The sequence below is a fragment of the Streptomyces sp. CRCS-T-1 genome (genome assembly GCF_024442335.1).
Classification (GTDB): Bacteria; Actinomycetota; Actinomycetes; order Streptomycetales; family Streptomycetaceae; genus Streptomyces; species Streptomyces koelreuteriae.
In genome coordinates this window covers 3,158,534-3,176,805 of the sequence record NZ_CP101651.1, presented here as the reverse complement: position 1 = coordinate 3,176,805, position 18,272 = coordinate 3,158,534, and the positions used below count along the sequence as shown (strand labels likewise).

At 73.5% G+C, this 18,272-nt stretch carries 18 protein-coding genes; 15 read left to right on the top strand and 3 right to left on the bottom strand.

Annotation, left to right across the window (positions count from 1 at the left end; genetic code table 11):
- Nucleotides 1–64 precede the first annotated feature (64 nt).
- The 5 genes from NNW99_RS14000 to NNW99_RS13980 all read left to right on the top strand — a co-directional run bounded on the left by NNW99_RS14000 (nt 65) and on the right by NNW99_RS13980 (nt 5,054).
- The gene (locus NNW99_RS14000; protein ID WP_215119399.1) at nt 65–1,531 is read left to right on the top strand and encodes an NAD(P)H-hydrate dehydratase; all 1,467 of its coding nucleotides are present in this window, start codon (nt 65–67) and stop codon (nt 1,529–1,531) included.
- Between the two features lie 140 nt (nt 1,532–1,671).
- On the top strand, nt 1,672–2,841 hold the full coding sequence (gene alr, locus NNW99_RS13995; RefSeq protein ID WP_215119397.1) for an alanine racemase: 1,170 nt from the start codon (nt 1,672–1,674) through the stop codon (nt 2,839–2,841).
- A gap of 122 nt (nt 2,842–2,963) precedes the next feature.
- Nucleotides 2,964–4,223: an alpha/beta fold hydrolase gene (locus NNW99_RS13990; protein ID WP_215119395.1), complete on the top strand. Its 1,260-nt coding sequence runs from the start codon at nt 2,964–2,966 to the stop codon at nt 4,221–4,223.
- Nucleotides 4,192–4,710 carry a tRNA (adenosine(37)-N6)-threonylcarbamoyltransferase complex ATPase subunit type 1 TsaE gene (tsaE, locus tag NNW99_RS13985; RefSeq protein WP_215119394.1) on the top strand — a complete coding sequence of 173 codons (519 nt, stop codon included), beginning with the start codon at nt 4,192–4,194 and terminating at the stop codon, nt 4,708–4,710. Before NNW99_RS13990 ends, tsaE begins: the two co-directional genes overlap by 32 nt.
- 176 nt (nt 4,711–4,886) lie before the next feature.
- Nucleotides 4,887–5,054 (top strand): hypothetical protein, encoded by a 168-nt coding sequence (locus NNW99_RS13980; protein WP_215119392.1) that lies wholly within the window; start codon nt 4,887–4,889, stop codon nt 5,052–5,054.
- On the opposite strand, the gene NNW99_RS13975 is transcribed toward NNW99_RS13980, so the two are convergent.
- Nucleotides 5,051–5,605, bottom strand: coding sequence for a hypothetical protein (locus tag NNW99_RS13975; RefSeq protein ID WP_215119386.1), 555 nt, complete (start codon nt 5,603–5,605; stop codon nt 5,051–5,053). The two genes, NNW99_RS13980 and NNW99_RS13975, sit on opposite strands and share 4 nt — an antisense overlap.
- A 212-nt stretch (nt 5,606–5,817) precedes the next feature.
- On the opposite strand from NNW99_RS13975, the gene tsaB reads away from it, so the two are divergent.
- The 4 genes from tsaB to NNW99_RS13955 are packed head-to-tail and all read left to right on the top strand — an operon-like array spanning nt 5,818 to nt 8,336.
- Nucleotides 5,818–6,471 (top strand): tRNA (adenosine(37)-N6)-threonylcarbamoyltransferase complex dimerization subunit type 1 TsaB, encoded by a 654-nt coding sequence (tsaB, locus tag NNW99_RS13970; protein WP_215119385.1) that lies wholly within the window; start codon nt 5,818–5,820, stop codon nt 6,469–6,471.
- Between the two features lie 11 nt (nt 6,472–6,482).
- Nucleotides 6,483–6,974: a ribosomal protein S18-alanine N-acetyltransferase gene (gene rimI / locus NNW99_RS13965; protein WP_215124270.1), complete on the top strand. Its 492-nt coding sequence runs from the start codon at nt 6,483–6,485 to the stop codon at nt 6,972–6,974.
- Entirely contained in the window at nt 6,967–8,082 is a 1,116-nt protein-coding gene (tsaD, locus tag NNW99_RS13960) for a tRNA (adenosine(37)-N6)-threonylcarbamoyltransferase complex transferase subunit TsaD (RefSeq protein ID WP_215119384.1), read from the top strand. The genes rimI and tsaD overlap by 8 nt, the downstream gene beginning before the upstream one ends.
- On the top strand, nt 8,079–8,336 hold the full coding sequence (locus tag NNW99_RS13955; protein WP_215119383.1) for a hypothetical protein: 258 nt from the start codon (nt 8,079–8,081) through the stop codon (nt 8,334–8,336). Before tsaD ends, NNW99_RS13955 begins: the two co-directional genes overlap by 4 nt.
- Before the next feature lie 9 nt (nt 8,337–8,345).
- Here NNW99_RS13955 and NNW99_RS13950 read toward each other — a convergent pair whose 3' ends face one another.
- Nucleotides 8,346–10,652 carry a glycoside hydrolase family 3 N-terminal domain-containing protein gene (locus NNW99_RS13950; protein WP_215119377.1) on the bottom strand — a complete coding sequence of 769 codons (2,307 nt, stop codon included), beginning with the start codon at nt 10,650–10,652 and terminating at the stop codon, nt 8,346–8,348.
- A gap of 163 nt (nt 10,653–10,815) precedes the next feature.
- Here NNW99_RS13950 and NNW99_RS13945 point away from each other — a divergent pair, with 163 nt between their 5' ends.
- The 4 genes from NNW99_RS13945 to NNW99_RS13930 all read left to right on the top strand — a co-directional run bounded on the left by NNW99_RS13945 (nt 10,816) and on the right by NNW99_RS13930 (nt 14,971).
- On the top strand, nt 10,816–11,895 hold the full coding sequence (locus NNW99_RS13945) for a LacI family DNA-binding transcriptional regulator (protein ID WP_215119375.1): 1,080 nt from the start codon (nt 10,816–10,818) through the stop codon (nt 11,893–11,895).
- A gap of 218 nt (nt 11,896–12,113) precedes the next feature.
- A complete protein-coding gene (locus NNW99_RS13940; protein ID WP_251057785.1) occupies nt 12,114–13,157 on the top strand; it encodes an LCP family protein in 1,044 nt (347 codons plus the stop codon).
- Nucleotides 13,158–13,298: 141 nt separating this feature from the next.
- Entirely contained in the window at nt 13,299–13,655 is a 357-nt protein-coding gene (locus tag NNW99_RS13935) for a YciI family protein (RefSeq protein ID WP_215119371.1), read from the top strand.
- A gap of 47 nt (nt 13,656–13,702) precedes the next feature.
- Entirely contained in the window at nt 13,703–14,971 is a 1,269-nt protein-coding gene (locus NNW99_RS13930; RefSeq protein ID WP_215119370.1) for an RNA polymerase sigma factor, read from the top strand.
- Between the two features lie 11 nt (nt 14,972–14,982).
- Here the strand turns inward: NNW99_RS13930 and NNW99_RS13925 are convergent, their stop codons facing one another.
- A complete protein-coding gene (locus NNW99_RS13925) occupies nt 14,983–16,146 on the bottom strand; it encodes a class I SAM-dependent methyltransferase (RefSeq protein ID WP_215119368.1) in 1,164 nt (387 codons plus the stop codon).
- Nucleotides 16,147–16,277: 131 nt separating this feature from the next.
- Between NNW99_RS13925 and NNW99_RS13920 the strand changes: the two genes are divergently transcribed.
- Both NNW99_RS13920 and NNW99_RS13915 read left to right on the top strand, forming a co-directional pair.
- Nucleotides 16,278–17,201, top strand: a complete 924-nt coding sequence (locus NNW99_RS13920) for a polysaccharide deacetylase family protein (protein WP_215119367.1) — start codon at nt 16,278–16,280, stop codon at nt 17,199–17,201.
- A complete protein-coding gene (locus tag NNW99_RS13915; protein ID WP_251057784.1) occupies nt 17,198–17,929 on the top strand; it encodes a polysaccharide deacetylase family protein in 732 nt (243 codons plus the stop codon). The genes NNW99_RS13920 and NNW99_RS13915 overlap by 4 nt, the downstream gene beginning before the upstream one ends.
- The last annotated feature ends 343 nt before the right edge of the window (nt 17,930–18,272 follow it).

Here is an 18,272-nt window from a genome sequence, read left to right as displayed (position 1 = left end):
GGCGGTTCGCGCTTGCGCGAGTTGCGCGGGAGTGGCCGGGCGGTCGTACGGGAAACTCGACCGCATGCGGAGTGCGTACAGCGTGGAGACGGTCAGGACCGCCGAACGGGAGCTGATGGCGCGGCTGCCGGAGGGGGCGCTGATGCAGCGCGCCGCCGCCGGACTCGCCGCCGCCTGCGCCGACCTGCTCGGGCGGGTGTACGGCAGCCGGGTCGTGCTGCTGGTCGGGAGCGGCGACAACGGCGGTGACGCGCTGTACGCCGGGGCCCGGCTGGCCCGGCGCGGGGCCGGGGTCACGGCGGTGCTGCTCGCGCCGGAGCGTGCGCATGCGGAGGGGCTCGCGGCGTTGCGGCGGGCCGGGGGGCGGGCCGTGGAAGCCGGTGGGGTCGAGGGTGCCGGTGGGGCCGGTGGGGCCGGTGGCGTCGAGGAGCTGATCGAGCGGGCGGACCTCGTCCTCGACGGCATCGTCGGGATCGGCGGGAAGGGCGGGCTGCGGCCGGACGCCGTGCCGCTGGCCGCCGCGGCCGGGCGGGCGCGGGGCGCCGTGGTCGCCGTCGATCTGCCGAGCGGGGTCGACGCCGGCACCGGACAGGTGCGGGCCGTCGCCGTCCGGGCCGATCTGACGGTGACGTTCGGGACGCACAAGCCGGGCCTGCTGATCGACCCGGCGCGGGAGTACGCCGGGTCGGTGCGGCTGGTCGACATCGGACTGGAACTGCCGGTCGAACCGGAGCTTGAGGCGTTGCAGCACGCGGACGTGGCGCGGCTGCTGCCGGTGCCCCGGGCCGAGAGCGACAAGTACCGGCGGGGTGTCGTCGGCATCGCCGCCGGGTCAGCGCGCTACCCGGGCGCCGCCGTACTGGCCGTCTCGGGGGCCTTGCGGGGTGGGGCCGGGGCCGTGCGGTACGTCGGGCCGGCCGGGGACGCCGTCATCGCGCGGTATCCCGAGACGCTTGTGTCGGACCGGGGGCCGAAGCACGCCGGGCGGGTGCAGGCGTGGGTCGTCGGGCCGGGCGCCGGGGACGACGCGGCGACGGTGGGCGAGGTGCTGGCGGCGGACGTGCCGGTGCTGATCGACGCGGACGGGCTGCGGCTGGCCGACGCCGAGGTCGTACGGGGGCGGAGGGCGCCGACGCTGATGACGCCGCATGCGGGGGAGGCGGCGGCGCTGCTCGGCGTGGAGCGCGGGGAGGTCGAGGGCGCCCGGCTGGCGGCGGTGCGGGAGCTGGCGGGGCGGTACGGGGCGACCGTGCTGCTCAAGGGGTCCACGACGCTGGTCGCCGACTCGGGGGGCGGGGCGGTGCGGGTGAATCCGACGGGGACGTCCTGGCTGGCCACGGCGGGGAGCGGGGATGTGCTGTCCGGGCTGGCGGGGTCGTTGCTGGCGGCGGGGCTGTGCGCGGTGGACGCGGGGAGCGTGGGGGCGTATCTGCACGGGCTGGCCGGGAGGCTGGCGGCGGACGGGGCGCCGGTGGGGGCGCATGATGTGGCGGACGCGGTTCCGGTGGCGTGGCGGAATGTTCTCGGATGAGGGCGTGGGTGCGGTGGGGGGCCACGGGGTGAGGGTGCCCCCGCTCGGGCCCGGACGGCCACGTCCTCGAGTGCCGGACGGGCTGACATTGCGGGGCCGCTGCCCCGGCAGTGTCGTACCGCTCTGAGACACTGTTCGCGATGAGCGAGAGAACAGCCCCGCGGACCGTGCCCTCGCGGGCCCGTGCCGAGATCGACCTGGCCGCCCTGCGCGCCAATGTGCGGGCCCTGCGTGCCCACGCGCCGGGTGCGGCCCTGATGGCCGTGGTGAAGTCCGAGGCGTACGGCCACGGGGCTGTGCCGTGCGCCCGTGCCGCCCTCGCCGCCGGGGCGGACTGGCTGGGCACCGCCACGCCCGAGGAGGCCCTCGCGCTGCGGGCCGCCGGGCTGCCGGGCCGGATCATGTGCTGGCTGTGGACGCCCGGCGGGCCCTGGCGCGAGGCGATCGAGGCCGACCTCGACGTGTCGGCCAGCGGCATGTGGGCCCTGGAGGAGGTCACCGCGGCGGCCCGGCTCGCCGGGCGGCCCGCGCGGGTGCACCTCAAGGCCGACACCGGGCTCGGGCGCGGCGGCTGCCAGCCCGGTGACGACTGGGCCCGGCTCGTCGACGGGGCCCTGCGCGCCGAGGCCGAGGGGCTCCTGCGCGTCACGGGGCTGTGGTCGCACCTCGCCTGCGCCGACGAGCCCGGGCATCCCTCCATCGCCGCCCAGCTCACCCTCTTCCGGGAGATGGTCGCCTACGCCGAGGAGCGGGGCGCCCGGCCCGAGGTCCGGCACATCGCCAACTCCCCGGCCACGCTCACCCTCCCCGAGAGCCACTTCGACCTGGTCCGCACCGGCATCGCGACCTACGGCATCTCGCCCAGCCCCGAGCTCGGCACCCCGGCCGACTTCGGGCTGCGCCCCGTGATGACGCTGTCCGCCTCGCTCGCCCTGGTCAAGCACGTCCCGGGCGGACACGGCGTGAGCTACGGCCACGGGTATGTGACGCCCGGCGAGACCACCCTCGGCCTCGTCCCCCTCGGGTACGCGGACGGCATCCCGCGACACGCCTCCTCCGCCGGACCGGTCCTGGTCGAGGGCAAGTGGCGCACGATCGCGGGACGCGTCGCCATGGACCAGTTCGTGGTGGATCTGGGCGGCGACGAGCCCGCGGCGGGCGCCGAGGCGGTGCTCTTCGGGCCCGGGGACCGCGGTGAGCCCACCGCCGAGGACTGGGCCCAGGCGGCCGGAACCATCGCATACGAGATCGTGACGCGGATCGGATCGCGCGTTCCTCGCGTCTATGTGAATGAGGAACAGGACGGGTAACTCGTAGGGACATCCCGTCACACGAAGAACACCAGGCACCCTGACAACACCGGTACCGGTACCAGTACCAGCAAGAACAGCAGCACCGGCAGAGGTCCGACGAGCAACCCGAGGAGAGGCACGTGAGCGAGAGCAGTGCGGAGGCCGTAGCGAACGCAGCCTCCGCGGCCGTCGCGGCCTCCGCCGCGGGGGCGGCGGGAGGCTGGCGCCGGGCGACCGGCATCGCGGGCGTCGCGATAGGCGTGGTGGCCGCGGGCGCGGCCGCCGGTGTCGCCCTGGAGCGGATGACGGTCGGCCGGGGCATGCGCCAGAAGGCCCGCCTCGCCCTGGACTCGGCGGGACCGTACGGCTCGCTGCGCGGCATGCCCGGCAAGGCGATCGCCGACGACGGTACGGAGCTGTACTACGAGGTCGACGACATCGACCCGGAGGCCGCGCCCGCCGCCATCGGCCCCCGCCGCCGGAGGCTCTTCGGCCGCAAGGCCCCCGCTCCCGTCACCGTCGTCTTCAGCCACGGCTACTGCCTCAGCCAGGACTCCTGGCACTTCCAGCGGGCCGCGCTGCGCGGCGTCGTACGGACCGTGCACTGGGACCAGCGCAGCCACGGCCGGTCCGGCCGGGGCGTGGCCCAGACGCGGGACGACGAGCCGGTCACCATCGAGCAGCTCGGCGCCGACCTGAAGGCCGTCATCGACGCGGCCGCCCCCGAGGGGCCGATCGTCCTGGTCGGCCACTCCATGGGCGGCATGACGGTGATGGCGCTGGCCGACCGGTACCCCGAGCTGATCAGCGAGCGGGTCGTCGGAGTCGCCTTCGTGGGGACCTCGTCGGGACGGCTCGGCGAGGTCAACTACGGGCTTCCGGTCGCGGGCGTCAACGCGGTACGGCGGGTGCTGCCCGGCGTGCTGAAGGTGCTGGGGCAGCGGGCCGACCTGGTGGAGAAGGGGCGCCGGGCCACCGCCGACCTGTTCGCCGGGATCATCAAGCGGTACTCCTTCGCGTCCCGGGACGTCGATCCGGCCGTCGCCCGGTTCGCCGAGCGGATGATCGAGAGCACGCCGATCGACGTGGTCGCCGAGTACTACCCGGCGTTCAACGACCACGACAAGACCGAGGCGCTCGGGTGCTTCGCCGACATGCCGGTCCTCGTCCTGGCCGGGGTGCAGGATCTGGTCACGCCCAGTGAGCACAGCGAGGCCATCGCCGATCTGCTGCCGGACGCCGAGCTGGTGCTGGTGCCGGACGCGGGGCATCTGGTGATGCTGGAGCACCCGGAGGTGGTCACCGACCGCCTCGCCGACCTGCTCACCCGCACGGGTGCCGTCCCGGCAGGGGCTACCGTGAAGGGCTATGGAAGCACCAGCACCGCACAGCCCGGCTGAGCCCGGATCCGTCCAGATCGTCGTCACGTCCCCCGAGCAGATGCGGGAGCTGGGCCGCCGGCTCGCGAAACTGCTGCGCGCGGGTGACCTGGTGATGCTCAGCGGAGAGCTCGGGGCGGGCAAGACGACACTGACCCGTGGACTGGGGGAGGGGCTCGGCGTACGCGGGGCCGTCACCTCGCCGACCTTCGTGATCGCCCGGGTGCATCCCTCGCTGGGCGACGGACCGCCCCTGGTCCATATCGACGCCTACCGGCTCTCCGGCGGGCTCGACGAGATGGAGGACCTCGACCTCGATGTCTCGCTGCCCGAGTCCGTGATGGTCGTGGAGTGGGGCGAGGGCAAGGTCGAGGAGCTGACCGAGGACCGGCTCCAGGTCGTCATCCACCGCGCGGTGGGCGACACGACCGACGAGGTCCGGCAGATGACGATCACCGGTGTGGGCGAACGCTGGGCGTCGGCGGACCTGAGCGTGCTCGCCGCGTGAGCTTGTGAGCCGCGTGAGTTCCTGAGCCTGGTACGGCGCGGTGTGCGGTCTTTTGATGAACGTTCCGACAAGACGTCGGCAAGATGTTGCGTTCGGCGTCTTGTGCGTGGTCACATGGTATCCAGTCGTGGTTAGGTGAACCTAACTTCGTTTGCCCCGGCCTTCGGGAGGCTTCCATGTCGGCTACAGAGAGCAAGGGGCAGCCGCAGCCGTTCGCGGTCGCCGGGGTGTCCATGCGTGACCTGCTGGCGGCCGGCGAGGCGGCGGCCCTGGTCTCCACGCCCCCGCGCGCTCCCGAGCCGGAGTTCTCGGAACGGGCCCCGCACCACCGCGAAGCGGCCTAGCGGACCACGACGATCTTGCGGCCGATCGTCGCGAACGTCCACATCGCGTCGCCGTTCACGCGTGACTCGCGGATGCCGCCCGTGCGGACCTTCGGGTCGGGGGCGGCCGTCGAGCCGGGCACGGCCGCGCTGAAGCCGATGACCACGCCGTCCACGCTGGTGAAGCGCACGACGTGCTCGACGGGGATGCCGTCGGAGCCGGTGATCGCGTTCGAGCGGGACGTCACCGAGTAGCTGCCCGGGGCCGGATCCACCGCGCTCGGGTCGACCTCGAACGTGCGGGTGACCACCTCGTCCGTGCCGACCAGCCACACCCGGTCGCCGCTCAGGGAGTACACGACCCGGGCGCCCTGGCCGGAGCCGCCGGGCAGCGCGGAGGAGTCCTTCTTGGTCCGGGGTGCCTTCGACGCGCCGGCCGTCGGTGAGGCGCCCGCCTGCGGCTTGCCCAGACCGGCCGGGACGGTCGCCGACGCCTGGTAGGCCAGATAGCCGACCGTCGCGAGGGCGGCGGCGGTGAGCCCGGCAACGATTCCCGAGCTGCTGACTGCCACCGGCGACCACCTCCGCGTCGTACGTCCCTGCCGTGACGGTAGGTGACGGTAGCAGCAGGTGACGGCCCGGCAGGTGCGGCCGGGCCGGGCCGGGGGCCCGTGTCGGACGTCCTCGGTGCCGCACCGCGCCGGGCACGCAGGGCACGCACGGGCGTCCGGCTCGGCCGGAGCTGGCGTCCGACACCGGCCCCGGGGAGCCGTAGGCTGTTTGCGTGCTCTTGCTCGCTCTGGATACCGCCACACCCGCCGTCACCGTCGCGCTGCACGACGGCCGCGACGTCATCGCCTCGTCGAGTCAGGTGGACGCGCGGCGGCACGGGGAACTGTTGCTGCCGGCGATCGACCGCGTGCTCGCCGAGGCCGGTCTGAAGCTGGACGCCGTCACCGGGATCGTCGCCGGCATCGGTCCGGGCCCGTACACCGGGCTGCGCGTCGGGCTGATGACCGCCGAGACCTTCGGGCTGGCGCTCGGCGTCCCCGTGCACGGCGTGTGCACGCTGGACGGCCTCGCCTTCGCCGCCGACCTTCAGGGCCCGTTCGTCGTGGCGACCGACGCCCGCCGCAAGGAGGTGTACTGGGCGCGCTACGCCGACTCCCGCACCCGCCTCACCGACCCGGCCGTCGACCGGCCCGCCGACATCGCCGAGCAGGTGGAGGGCCTGCCCGCGGTCGGCGCGGGCGCGCTGCTCTACCCGGACACCTTCCCCAAGGCGCACGAGCCGGAGCACGTCTCCGCCGCCGCCCTCGCCCGGCTGGCCGCCGAGAAGCTGGCCGCGGGCGAGGAGTTCCCCGCGCCCCGGCCGCTGTATCTGCGCCGCCCGGACGCCCAGGTGCCCAAGAACTACAAGGTGGTCACCCCCAAGTGACCGAACCCGTGATGTGTGCGCTGCGCGAGATGCGCTGGTGGGACATCGACCCCGTGCTCGAACTGGAACGGAACCTGTTTCCCGAGGACGCCTGGTCGCGCGGCATGTTCTGGTCCGAACTGGCCCATTCGCGCGGGCCGGAGGCGACCAGGCGGTACGTGGTCGCCGAGGACGGCGGCCGGATCACCGGGTACGCCGGACTCGTCGCCACCGGTGAGCAGGGCGACGTCCAGACCATCGCCGTCGCCCGGGACCTGTGGGGCACCGGCCTCGGCGGGCTGCTGCTGGCCGAGCTGTTGCGCGCGGCGACCGCCTTCGAGTGCGCCGAGGTGATGCTGGAGTGCCGCGTCGACAACGTCCGCGCGCAGAAGCTCTACGAGCGCTTCGGCTTCGAGCCCATCGGCTTCCGGCGCGGCTACTACCAGCCCGGGAACGTGGACGCCCTGGTGATGCGCCTCACCGACCCTTCAACTTCCGTACAAGGAACCGAGATCAATGGCTGACGAACCCCTCGTCCTCGGCATCGAGACCTCCTGCGACGAGACCGGCGTCGGCATCGTCCGCGGCACCACCCTGCTGGCCGACGCCATCGCCTCCAGCGTCGACGAGCACGCCCGCTTCGGCGGCGTCGTTCCGGAGGTCGCGAGCCGCGCCCACCTGGAGGCGATGGTCCCCACCATCGACCGCGCGCTGAAGGAGGCGGGCGTCAGCGCCCGCGACCTCGACGGCATCGCCGTCACGGCCGGTCCCGGCCTCGCCGGTGCCCTGCTGGTCGGCGTCTCGGCCGCGAAGGCCTATGCCTACGCGCTCGGCAAGCCCCTGTACGGCGTCAACCACCTCGCCTCGCACATCTGCGTGGACCAGCTGGAGCACGGCCCGCTGCCCGAGCCGACCATGGCGCTGCTGGTCTCCGGCGGCCACTCCTCGCTGCTGCTCTCCTCGGACATCACCTCCGACGTCCGCCCGATGGGCGCGACCATCGACGACGCGGCGGGCGAGGCCTTCGACAAGATCGCCCGCGTGCTGAACCTGGGCTTCCCCGGCGGCCCGGTCATCGACCGCTACGCGCGCGAGGGCGACCCGAACGCGATCACCTTCCCGCGCGGCCTGACCGGCCCGCGCGATCCGGCCTACGACTTCTCCTTCTCGGGGCTGAAGACGGCCGTGGCCCGCTGGATCGAGGCCAAGCGGGCGTCGGGGGAGGAGGTCCCGGTGCGGGACGTCTCGGCCTCCTTCCAGGAGGCGGTCGTCGACGTGCTGACCCGCAAGGCCGTCCGGGCCTGCAAGGACGAGGGCGTCGACCACCTGATGATCGGCGGCGGTGTGGCCGCCAACTCCCGGCTGCGCGCCCTCGCCCAGGAGCGCTGCGAGGCCGCCGGGATCCGGCTGAGGGTGCCGCAGCCCAAGCTGTGCACGGACAACGGCGCGATGGTCGCCGCGCTCGGCGCCGAGATGGTGGCCCGCAACCGGGCCGCGTCGAGCTGGGACCTGCCGGCCGACTCCTCACTGCCGGTGACGGAGCCTCATGTGCCGGGCACGGAGCACGAGCACGGCCACCACCACGGCCACGACCATGTGCACGAGGTCAGCAAGGAGAACCTCTACCCGTGACGGTCGCCCTGATGTGGGAGGCGCGGGCCGTGCCCGGGCGCGGCGAGGAGCTGCTGGCCTGGGCCCGCACCCAGGAGCTGCCCCGCGAGCCGCTGCGCCGGGAGACCCTGCGCGCTCCCCAGGACCGGGTCCTCGTCCTCACCTGGTGGGACGCCCCGTACGACGCCGAGCTGCCGGAACTGCCGGAGCCGGACGGGGAGTTGGTGACCCGGGCGGTGCACCGGTGGCGGTTCGAGTCGCTGGGCGTGGACTGAGCGGGCCGGTCACTCCACGCCGGTGACCTCCGTGTCGCAGCGCAGCCGCCGGTCGGTGCCGAGCAGCCGGACCGGGCCCGTCAGAGCGATGCGCGCGGTGTGCCGTACGTCCGCGCTCGATGCGGCCAGCCGCAGTTCCAGGGCGCCCGGCTCGACCACCCGCCGGCCCGCGCGGTCGGTGAAGGACGACAGGTCCGCGTGGAAGCGGAACGTCACCCGGACCGCCTCGCCCGGGGCCGCCGTCACCCGCTGGTAGCCGATCAGCCGCATGTCGGGGCGGGTCACGGACGCCACCGGGTCGTGCAGATACAGCTGGACGACCTCCGCGCCTTCGCGCTCGCCCGTGTTGCGGACGGTCACCGACACGTCGTACGAGCCGTCCGTGCCGATCTCGACCGGATCGGGGGCGCTGCCCTCCCAGGCGAACGCCGTGTACGAGCGGCCGTGGCCGAAGGCGTACAGCGGGGTCGGGTCGAGGTTGCTGACCTCGCCCGCGAGGCCCAGCGGCGGCTGGAGATACGTCCAGGGCTGGCCGCCGGGGACCTGAGGGACGCTCACGGGGAGCCGGCCCGACGGGTTCACACGGCCCGACAGCACACCCGCGACCGCCGGGCCGCCCTCCTCCCCCGGGAAGAAGGCCTGGACGACGGCCCCCAGGCGCCCGTGCCAGCGGCCGAGGGCGTACGGACGGCCGGTCAGCAGGACCAGGACCACGGGCACGCCGGTGGCGATCAGCGCGTCCAGCAACTCGCCCTGGGCGCCCGGCAGGCCGAGGTCCGTCGCGTCGCAGCCCTCGCCCGAGGTGCCCCGGCCGAACAGGCCCGCCCGGTCGCCGAGGACCGCCACGCACACGTCCGCCTCGGCGGTGCGGGCGATGGCCTCCTCGAAGCCCGAGGTGTCCGGGCCGGTCACCTCGCACCCTTGTGCGAACGTCACCTTGGCGTCGGGGAGTTCGGTGCGCAGGGCGTCGAGGACGGTCGGGATCTCGATGCCGGTCGGCACCTCGGGGTGGTGGGTGAGGACATGGGACGGGAAGGAGTAGCAGCCCAGCATGGCCAGGGCGTCGGCGGCCCGGGGGCCGACCACCGCGATCCGGGTGTCGGGGGCCAGCGGGAGCAGGCCGTCGGGGTTGTCGAGCAGGACCACCGACTCCTCGGCCAGACGGCGGGCGAGGATGCGGTTGCCCGTGGAGTCCAGGTTCACCTCGGTGGCCGGCTCCGGGGTCCAGTCCTCGTCCAGCAGGCCCAGTTCGCACTTCTGGAGCAGGACGCGGCGGGCCGCGCGGTCCACGAGGTCCTCGGGCACGAGGCCTGACCGGACGGCGGCCGGCAGCGGATCGCCGTAGCACTTGAGGGTGGGCAGTTCGACGTCGATGCCCGCTTCGAGGGCCGCGTGGGCCGCCTCGGCCGGGGTGCCGGCGACGCGGTGCAGGGTCTGGAGGAAGCCGATGCCGAAGTAGTCGGCGACGACCGTGCCGGTGAAGCCCCACTCCTCGCGCAGGAGCCCGGTCAGCAGCTCGGGGTCCGCCGAGGCCGGGACGCCGTCCCGCTCGGTGTAGGCGGCCATCACCGAACGCGCCCCGCCCTCGCGCAGCGCCATCTCGAAGGGCGGGAGCGTGACGTCCGCGAACTCGCGGACACCGGCCCGTACCGGCGCCAGATTGCGGGCGCCCGCCGAGGACGCGTACCCGGCGAAGTGCTTGAGTGTGGCGACGACCCCGGCCGACTCCAGGCCCCGCACATAGGCCGAGCCGACCGTCCCGACCAGGTACGGGTCCTCGCCGATGGTCTCCTCCACCCGGCCCCAGCGCGGATCGCGTACGACGTCCAGCACGGGCGCGAGGCCCTGGTGGACACCGGCCGAGCGCAGGTCGTCGCCGATCCGGCGGGCCATCTCCTCGACCAGCGGGGGATCCCAGGTCGCGCCCCAGGCCAGCGGCACCGGGTAGGCCGTGGCCTGCCAGGCGGTGAAGCCGGCCAGGCACTCCTCGTGCGCGATCGCCGGGATGCCGAAGCGGCCGGCCTCGGTGATCCGGCGCTGGGCGCGGGCCAGGGCACGCACGCCGAGCGCCGGGTCCACGGGGGCGGTGCCGAAGGAGCGCGTGAGCTGGCCCAGGCCGCGCGTGATCAGCTCGTCCCAGTCATGGTCCACGCTCATGTCGTGCTGATGCGGAGCGACCCCGTCGCCGTCCGTCGAGGCGCCCACCCACACGCCGTACAGCTGGGCGGTCTTCTCCTCCAGGGTCATCCGGGAGAGCAGGTCGTCGACGCGGGCGGCGGCGGGCAGCGCGGGGTCACGCCAGGGCACGGTGGTCATGAAGCTCCTGTCGGGTGGACGGACGGCCCTCTCACGAACGGTGCTGACGAGCGTTTCTCGCGAACGTATCTACGAATGTTTCGTTATGCATTCCGAATGTTCCGGGAACCTATGGCGCCACGAGGACTTCGTCAAGGGGGCCCGCAGGGTTACGATCGCCGCCATGACTTCCCCGGAGCCCGCCGAAGGCCGGCCGCAAACCCGGACGCAGAACCGGACCCAGGGGCGCACCGCGCAGACCGCGACGCTCGCGGAGATCGCCCGTGAGGCCGGTGTGTCGGCGCCGACTGTTTCGAAGGTCCTGAACGGCCGTGCCGATGTCGCCCCGGCCACCCGGGCCCGTGTCGAGGACCTGCTGCGCGCGCACGGCTACCGGCGCCGCCGGGCCGAGGCGACCCGCTCGCCCCTGATCGACCTGGTCTTCCACGAGCTGGAGAGCGCCTGGGCGATGGAGGTCATCCGGGGCGTGGAGAACGTGGCCCGGGACGCCGGGCTGAGCGTGGTGCTGTCGGAGAGCGCAGGAAGGCTCACCCCCGGGCGGACCTGGGCCGACCAGGTCGCCGCGCGCCGCCCGCACGGCGTCGTCCTCGTGCTGTCCGGGCTCGACGCCTCGCAGCGGGCGCTGCTGACCAGCCGCTCCATCCCGTTCGTGGTGATGGACCCGGCCGGCGACCCGGGCGCCGATGTGCCGTCGATCGGCGCGACCAACTGGCAGGGCGGTCTCGCGGCCACCCGGCACCTGGTCGAGCTGGGGCACCGCAGGATCGGCGCGATCACCGGGCCCTCGCAGATGATGTGCAGCCGCGCCCGGGTCGACGGCTACCGGGCCGCCCTGGAGACGGCCGGGCTGCCGGTGGACCCCGGGCTGATCGCGGACGGCGACTTCCACCACGAGGCCGGCTACCGGCGGGGTCTGGAGCTGCTGCGCCGCCCGGACCGGCCGACCGCCGTCTTCGCCGGGAACGACCTCCAGGCGCTCGGGCTGTACGAGGCCGCGCGCGAACTGGGGCTGCGCATCCCCGAGGACCTGAGCGTGGTCGGGTTCGACGATCTGCCGGTGGCGCCGCTGGTCGGGCCGCCGCTGACGACCGTACGGCAGCCGCTGACGGAGATGGCCGAGGCCGCGGCCAAGCTGGTCCTGGACCTCGGCCGCGAGGAGGGCACCCCGGCGGCGACCCGGGTCGAGCTGGCGACGAGCCTGGTGGTGCGCAGCAGCACGGCGGCGCCGCTGGCCGGAAGTTGACGCATTGACGGGTGGAGCGCGCGTCTCCGCACTCCTCCGAAGTCAATCGGTTGACCCGCCGAAAGTTTCGTAGGCGGCGAGGAGTTCGCCGAGATCGGGCTCGGTCGTCCCCTCGGCGGTCGACGCTTGGGCCCGTACGGCCCATGAAGTCTGAGAATTTCCGAAGAAAAGGCGCGGCGAGGGCCCTGCCGGTAATAATTCGGACTTACGTTCCTGCCGTGACGGGACACGAGGCGAACGGGGACGAGAGCAGAGGCACGGGCCGGCGGTCGACCGCGCTGCGGACCGCCGGCCTCACCCTGGCGGCCCTGCTGACGCTGGCCGCCGCGGCGGCGGGCTGGGCCTACTGGCATCTCGACAGCAACATCAAGAGCGTCGACATCGACAACGCGCTCGGCGACAACCGCCCGCCGAGGCCGGTGAGCGTGCCGTCGCCCTCGGCGTCCGCCCTGCCCAGCGGCGCGCTCAACATCCTGGTCCTGGGCTCCGACTCGCGCAGCGGCGAGCAGAACCAGAGGATCGGGGGCGGCGACAGCACGGGTGCCCGCTCCGACACGGCGATGGTCGTCCACCTCGACGCCGGGCGGACCAGCGCGACGGTGGTGAGCATCCCGCGCGACACCCTGGTCACCCGCCCGTCCTGCCCCCGCTCCTTGGGCGGTTCGACGGCGGTGGCCTACCACTCCATGTTCAACAGCGCGTACGCGGTGGGCGGTCCGGTCTGTGCCGTGAAGACGGTCGAGTCGCTCACCGGCGTCCGCATGGACCACTACATCGAGGTCGACTTCTCCGGCTTCGAGAAGCTGGTGGACGCGCTCGGCGGTGTCACCGTCACCACCGAGGAGGACATCGCCGACGACCACAGCCATCTGCGTCTGAAGGCGGGCACCCACCATCTGGACGGCGACCGGGCCCTCGCGCTCGCCCGCACCCGGCACGGCATCGGCGACGGCAGCGACCTCGGCCGCATCGGCCTCCAGCACACGCTGGTGAAGGCACTGCTGGAACAGATCGCCGCACAGAACCTGCTCACCGACCCGGCGAAGCTGTACCGGGTCGCCGACGCGGTGACCGCCGGACTCACCACCGACACCGGCCTGGACTCCCTGACCGATCTGACCCGGTTCGGGCAGAGCCTCAAGGGCCTGAAGGCGAGCGAGGTGCGGACGGTGACGATGCCGGTGGTGCGGGCACCGTCGGACCCCAACCGGGTGGTGGCCGAGGAGCCCGCGGCGGAGAAGCTGTGGGAGTCACTGCGCTGACCTGCGTAAACGCGAACCGGGAAGGGATCCGGAAAAGAATCTCGAAGAAAACGCGGCGACCGTGTCGATCCCGGGCCCTCCCGATCGACGCAGGGGTGAGAGCGGGGAAAGCCCCCGCTGCGAAGACCCCGGGGAGTCACCATGCCGCGCTTTCTCACCCTGATCCGCATCGACGAGAAGAACGCGCCCGCCGAGGGCCCGAGCCCCGAGCTCATGGAGCGGATGGGCGCGCTCCTGGAGGAGATCACCAAGGCCGGGGTCATGCTCGACACGGCCGGGCTCACCCCGACCTCCGAGGGCAGCCGGGTGACCTGGGAGGGCGGGCAGCTGTCCGTCACCGACGGGCCGTTCACCGAGTCCAAGGAGGTCATCGGCGGCTACTCGATCAGCCAGTGCAAGGACAAGGCCGAGGCGATCGAGTGGACCAAGCGGTTCCTGTCCACGCACGAGGACTACTGGACGATCACCGCCGAGGTCCGGCAGATCGCCGAGGACTGACCGGCGCTGCTTGGCCGGGTGCCGCCGAGGGTGTCTGATGGTGGGCTGTGACAGCGCAGCCCACCCCGGACCCGAGCGGCACCGGCACGGCCATCGAGACGGTCTTCCGCATCGAGTCGCCCCGCATCATCGCCGGCGTCACCCGGATCGTCCGGGACGTCGGCATCGCCGAGGAACTCGCGCAGGACGCCCTGGTCGCCGCGCTGGAGCAGTGGCCCCGGGACGGCGTCCCCGACAACCCGGGCGCCTGGCTCATGGCCACCGCCCGCAATCGCGCCGTCGACCTGGTCCGCCGCCGGGAGAACTACGCCCGCAAGCTGGCGGAGATCGGCCGGAGCCTTCCGGACGAGGCCGCGCCTCAGGAACCCGCCGACCCCGACGACATCGACGACGACCTGCTCCGCCTGGTCTTCACCGCCTGCCACCCGGTGCTGTCCACCGAGGCCCGCACGGCCCTCACCCTGCGCCTCCTCGGCGGCCTCACCACGGCCGAGATCGCCCGCGCCTTCCTGGTCCCGGAACCGACCGTCGCGCAACGCATCGTCCGCGCGAAACGCACCCTGGCGACCCGGAACATCGCCTTCGAGGTGCCCTACGGCCCCGACCGCGAGGCCCGTCTCGGCTCCGTCCTCGACGTCATCTATCTCATCTTCAACGAGGGCTACGCCGCCACGGCCGGCGACGACTGGCTCCGCCCGTCCCTGTGCGAGGACGCCCTGCGCCTCGCCCGGGTGCTCTCCTCCCTCATGCCGAAGGAACCCGAGGTGCACGGCCTGACCGCGCTCCTGGAGTTCCAGGCGTCCCGTACGGCGGCCCGGACCGGCCCCTCCGGCGAACCCGTCCTCCTCAAGGAACAGAACCGGGCCCGCTGGAACCGCATGCTCATCGCCCGTGGCGTGGCCGCGCTGGGCAGAGCCGAGGCCGCCTCCTCCGGCGCCCCGGGCCCGTACCTCCTGCAAGGCGCCATCGCCGCCTGCCACGCGCACGCCTACAGCTACGAGGAGACCGACTGGCCGCGCATCGCCGTCCTGTACGGGCTCCTGGCCGCCCGCTCACCCTCCCCGGTGGTGGAGCTGAACCGCGCGGTGGCCGTCTCCATGGCCGAGGGCCCGTCCGAGGCCCTGCCCCTCGTCGACGCCCTGACCGACGACCCGGCCCTGCGCGACTACCACCTGCTCCCCAGCGTCCGGGCCGACCTTCTCTCCCGGCTGGGGCGTACGACGGAGGCCCGGGCCGAGTTCGAACGGGCGGCGTCGCTGACGCGCAACGAAAGGGAGCGGGAGCTGCTGTTGCGCCGGGCGGCGGAGCAGTCCTGACGGTGTCTCGGCTACGCGGGGTGCCCGATGAGCATCGCCGGTGCCCCCGCCACCCGGGTCAGGAACACCGTGGCCGCGTGCGGGCCCTGCGGCTTGACCTTCTTGCGGAGCTCCTCCGGCTCGACCGCCGAGCCTCGCTTCTTGACGGTGAGGGTGCCGACCTGACGTTCCCTCAGCAGGGCTTTGAGCTTCTTGACGTTGAAGGGGATGTGGTCGGTGATCTCGTAGGCGGTGGCGTACGGCGTCGGACGCAGGGCGTCGGCCGTGACGTACGCGATGGTCGCGTCGAGGAGGCCGCCGTCGACCCGGTCGGCCACCTCGGAGACCAGATGGGACCGGATGACGGCGCCGTCGGGCTCGTACAGGTAGCGGCCGGGCGGGCGGACCTCCGGGTCGGGCAGGCCGCGCGAGAGCAGGGTGCGGGGGCCCGGCAGCAGGGTGGCCCGTACCGCTCCCGGCTCGGTGCCGAACCACAGCACCGCCTCCTTCACGTCGCCGCCGTCGGAGATCCACTCGGCCTCGGCGTCCTCGGGCACCGCCTCGTGCGGGATGCCGGGGGCGATCTTCAGCGCGGCGGCGCGTGGTGCCCGGCGGGCGGCCGACACCGCCCAGGACAGGGGCGGTGAGTAGGCCTCGGGGTCGAAGATCCGGCCCCGGCCGCCGCGCCGGGCCGGGTCGACGAAGACGGCGTCGTACCCGGCCGTGTCCACTTCGGTGACATCGGCCTCCCGCACCTCGATCAGGTCGGCCAGCCCCAGCGCGTCGGCGTTCGCCCGCGCCGCCGCGGCCGTCATCGGGTCCCGGTCCACGGCCAGGACCCGGATCCCGGCGCGGGCCAGCGCGATCGCGTCCCCGCCGATGCCGGAGCACAGGTCGGCGACGGAGGCGATCCCCAGGTCCGTCATCCGCCGGGCGCGGTACGCCGCCACACTCGCCCGGGTCGACTGCTCCACCCCGTTCGGCGTGAAGAACATCCGCCCCGCGTCCTCGGCCCCGAACTTCACCGCCGCCCGCTGCCGCAGCCGCGCCTGGCCCAGCGCCGCCGACACCAGCTCGGCGGGGTGCTCCCGGCGCAGCCGCGTCGCCACGGCCAGCTCCTTCGCCGGATCGGTGTCCCGCACCTCGTCGAGGAGGGCGCGGCCTTCGGGGGTGAGGAGGAGGGCGAGGTCGTTCACCGGATCATTGTCGGCCACGGAGCGGCGGGGGCGGCGGGCCGGGGCGGATGTGGGCCAGTCGGAGGACGGCGGTGCCGTCGGTCGCGGTGTCGGGGCGGGTTCACAGGGGTGGGCTGCGAGGATCCGGCATCATGCGAGCAGTCGTACAAAATGACAAAAGGCGGGCAACGGGCGGAGCACGCATCGGCCTTGTCGTGCTCGCCCTCGCCGTCATCGCCTCGGGCTGCGCCCAGCCCGACGGCGGCCAGGTCGCCCCGGCCGGCGGCCAGCAGCCTCTCGACGCGCCCCCGGCCCGCGCGCTCGACTCCTACGCCACCAAACTGCGCGCCGCGCACGCCGCCCGCATCGCCGCGGCGCACCGCTGGGGGCTGCGCAGGGTCCCGCTGGTGGCGCCGCCGGCTCCCGGGAAGAAGCCCAGGATCAGGACCCGCAAGGGCTTCGCGGTGGACGGCCACCGGGAGCTGGACCTCCCGCCCGTCTTCACCACGATCCCCACCCGGGACAAGGTCGTCTTCCTCACCATCGACGACGGCGCCGAGAAGGACCCGGCGTTCCTGCGGATGATGAGCGACCTGGACGTCCCGTACACCGCCTTCCTCAGCGGCTATCTGGTCAAGGACGACGACCGCTACTTCCGGCAGATGCAGTCCAGGGGCACGGTCCTGAACAACCACACCCTCTGGCACCGCTACATGCCGGGTCTGTCGTACCGCGGGCAGCGGCGCGAGATCTGCGGCATGCAGCGCTTCATCGAGAGGCGCTACGGCACCCGCCCCACCCTCTTCCGCCCGCCCTTCGGCAGTTACGACCGGGCGACCCTGCGCGCCGCCAAGGCCTGCGGCATCGACCACGTCCCCCTGTGGAACGCGGAGGTCTTCGTCGACCACTGGGAGTACCGCGAGGCGGACCGGCGGCTGCGCCCCGGCGACATCGTCCTCAGCCACTTCCGGGGCCGTGAGCAGTGGAAGGGCGCGATGCCCGACATGATCCGCCGCTTCCTGAACAAGGTCACGACCGAGGGATACGCGGTGGGCCGGCTGGAGGACTACCTGTGACGCGGTGCCCGGCCGCCGCCGCGCTGTGCGCGGGCCTGCTCCTGCTGGCGGGGTGCGGCGGGCCGGCGGGGGAGCGGGCGGGAACGGACGGCCGGGGTCAGGACCCGACCCCCGCGGCCGGGCCCCTCGCGCGTCCGGCCCGCCTGCCGCCCGTCGTGGACCGGGTCCGCACCCGCGACCCCGTCGTCTTCCTCACCTACGACGACGGCATCGAACGCGACCCCGCCTTCGCCGGCCTCGTCCGCGAACGGCGGCTCCCGGTCACCCTGTTCCTCACGGACAGCGTCGCGGGCCCCGGCTACGGCCGGCTCGCCCGGCTGCGCGCGGTCGGCGTCTCCCTCCAGAACCACACCCTCGACCACCCGGCCCTGCGCGGTCTGCCCTACGCCGGCCAGCGCGCCGAGATCTGCGGCCAGCAGCACAAACTCCGCTCCCGCTTCGGCATCCGCCCCCACCTCTTCCGCCCGCCCTACGGCACGTACGACCGGGCGACCCTGCGCGCCGCCGCCGACTGCGGCATCACGGCGCTCGTGCTCTGGCGCGCGTCCCTGTCCGCCGACGGCGAACTGACGTACCCCCACGGCGAGCCGCGCCTTCACCCCGGCGACATCATCTCCGTGCCGTCGACCCCGACGGAGTCCCTGTCACCGACGGCACGGACCGTGCGACTGCTGAGGGAGATCGAGGGAAGAGGGCTGCGGGTGGGGCGGCTGGAGGATTACCTCTGACTCCCGACGCGGCCCTGCGGGGACACCCAGCCCGTCCGGCGCTTGAGGACGAGGCCGTTCAGGCCGATGCGGGGGTCTGGGGGCGGCAGCCCCCGGAGGGCCAGGACACGGACGCCGAGCACCTGCACGGACGTACGCCGACACCGGAACCCGGCCGACGCGCCGCCGGCAATTAGCAGTCCGCTTGACCGAGTGCTAATCGCGGTCATAGTCTCGGCTCTGGCACTCCCCACTGGAGAGTGCCAACACAGCGACGGGCAGGTCCGGCACCCGCGACGACGGATCCACCTGGTCGCCACCTCAGACAGTTAACCCCGTGAGATCTCCGAAGGGGGAGGTCGGA

Coding starts and splice junctions, on each gene's coding strand:
- rimI (WP_215124270.1), top strand. CDS start 6,483: ATGTGTGCGCTGCGCGAGATGCGCTGGTGGGACATCGACCCCGTGCTC.
- alr (WP_215119397.1), top strand. CDS start 1,672: ATGAGCGAGAGAACAGCCCCGCGGACCGTGCCCTCGCGGGCCCGTGCC.
- NNW99_RS13920 (WP_215119367.1), top strand. CDS start 16,278: ATGCGAGCAGTCGTACAAAATGACAAAAGGCGGGCAACGGGCGGAGCA.
- tsaD (WP_215119384.1), top strand. CDS start 6,967: ATGGCTGACGAACCCCTCGTCCTCGGCATCGAGACCTCCTGCGACGAG.
- NNW99_RS13945 (WP_215119375.1), top strand. CDS start 10,816: ATGACTTCCCCGGAGCCCGCCGAAGGCCGGCCGCAAACCCGGACGCAG.
- NNW99_RS13950 (WP_215119377.1), bottom strand. CDS start 10,652: ATGACCACCGTGCCCTGGCGTGACCCCGCGCTGCCCGCCGCCGCCCGC.
- NNW99_RS14000 (WP_215119399.1), top strand. CDS start 65: ATGCGGAGTGCGTACAGCGTGGAGACGGTCAGGACCGCCGAACGGGAG.
- tsaE (WP_215119394.1), top strand. CDS start 4,192: ATGGAAGCACCAGCACCGCACAGCCCGGCTGAGCCCGGATCCGTCCAG.
- NNW99_RS13980 (WP_215119392.1), top strand. CDS start 4,887: ATGTCGGCTACAGAGAGCAAGGGGCAGCCGCAGCCGTTCGCGGTCGCC.
- NNW99_RS13935 (WP_215119371.1), top strand. CDS start 13,299: ATGCCGCGCTTTCTCACCCTGATCCGCATCGACGAGAAGAACGCGCCC.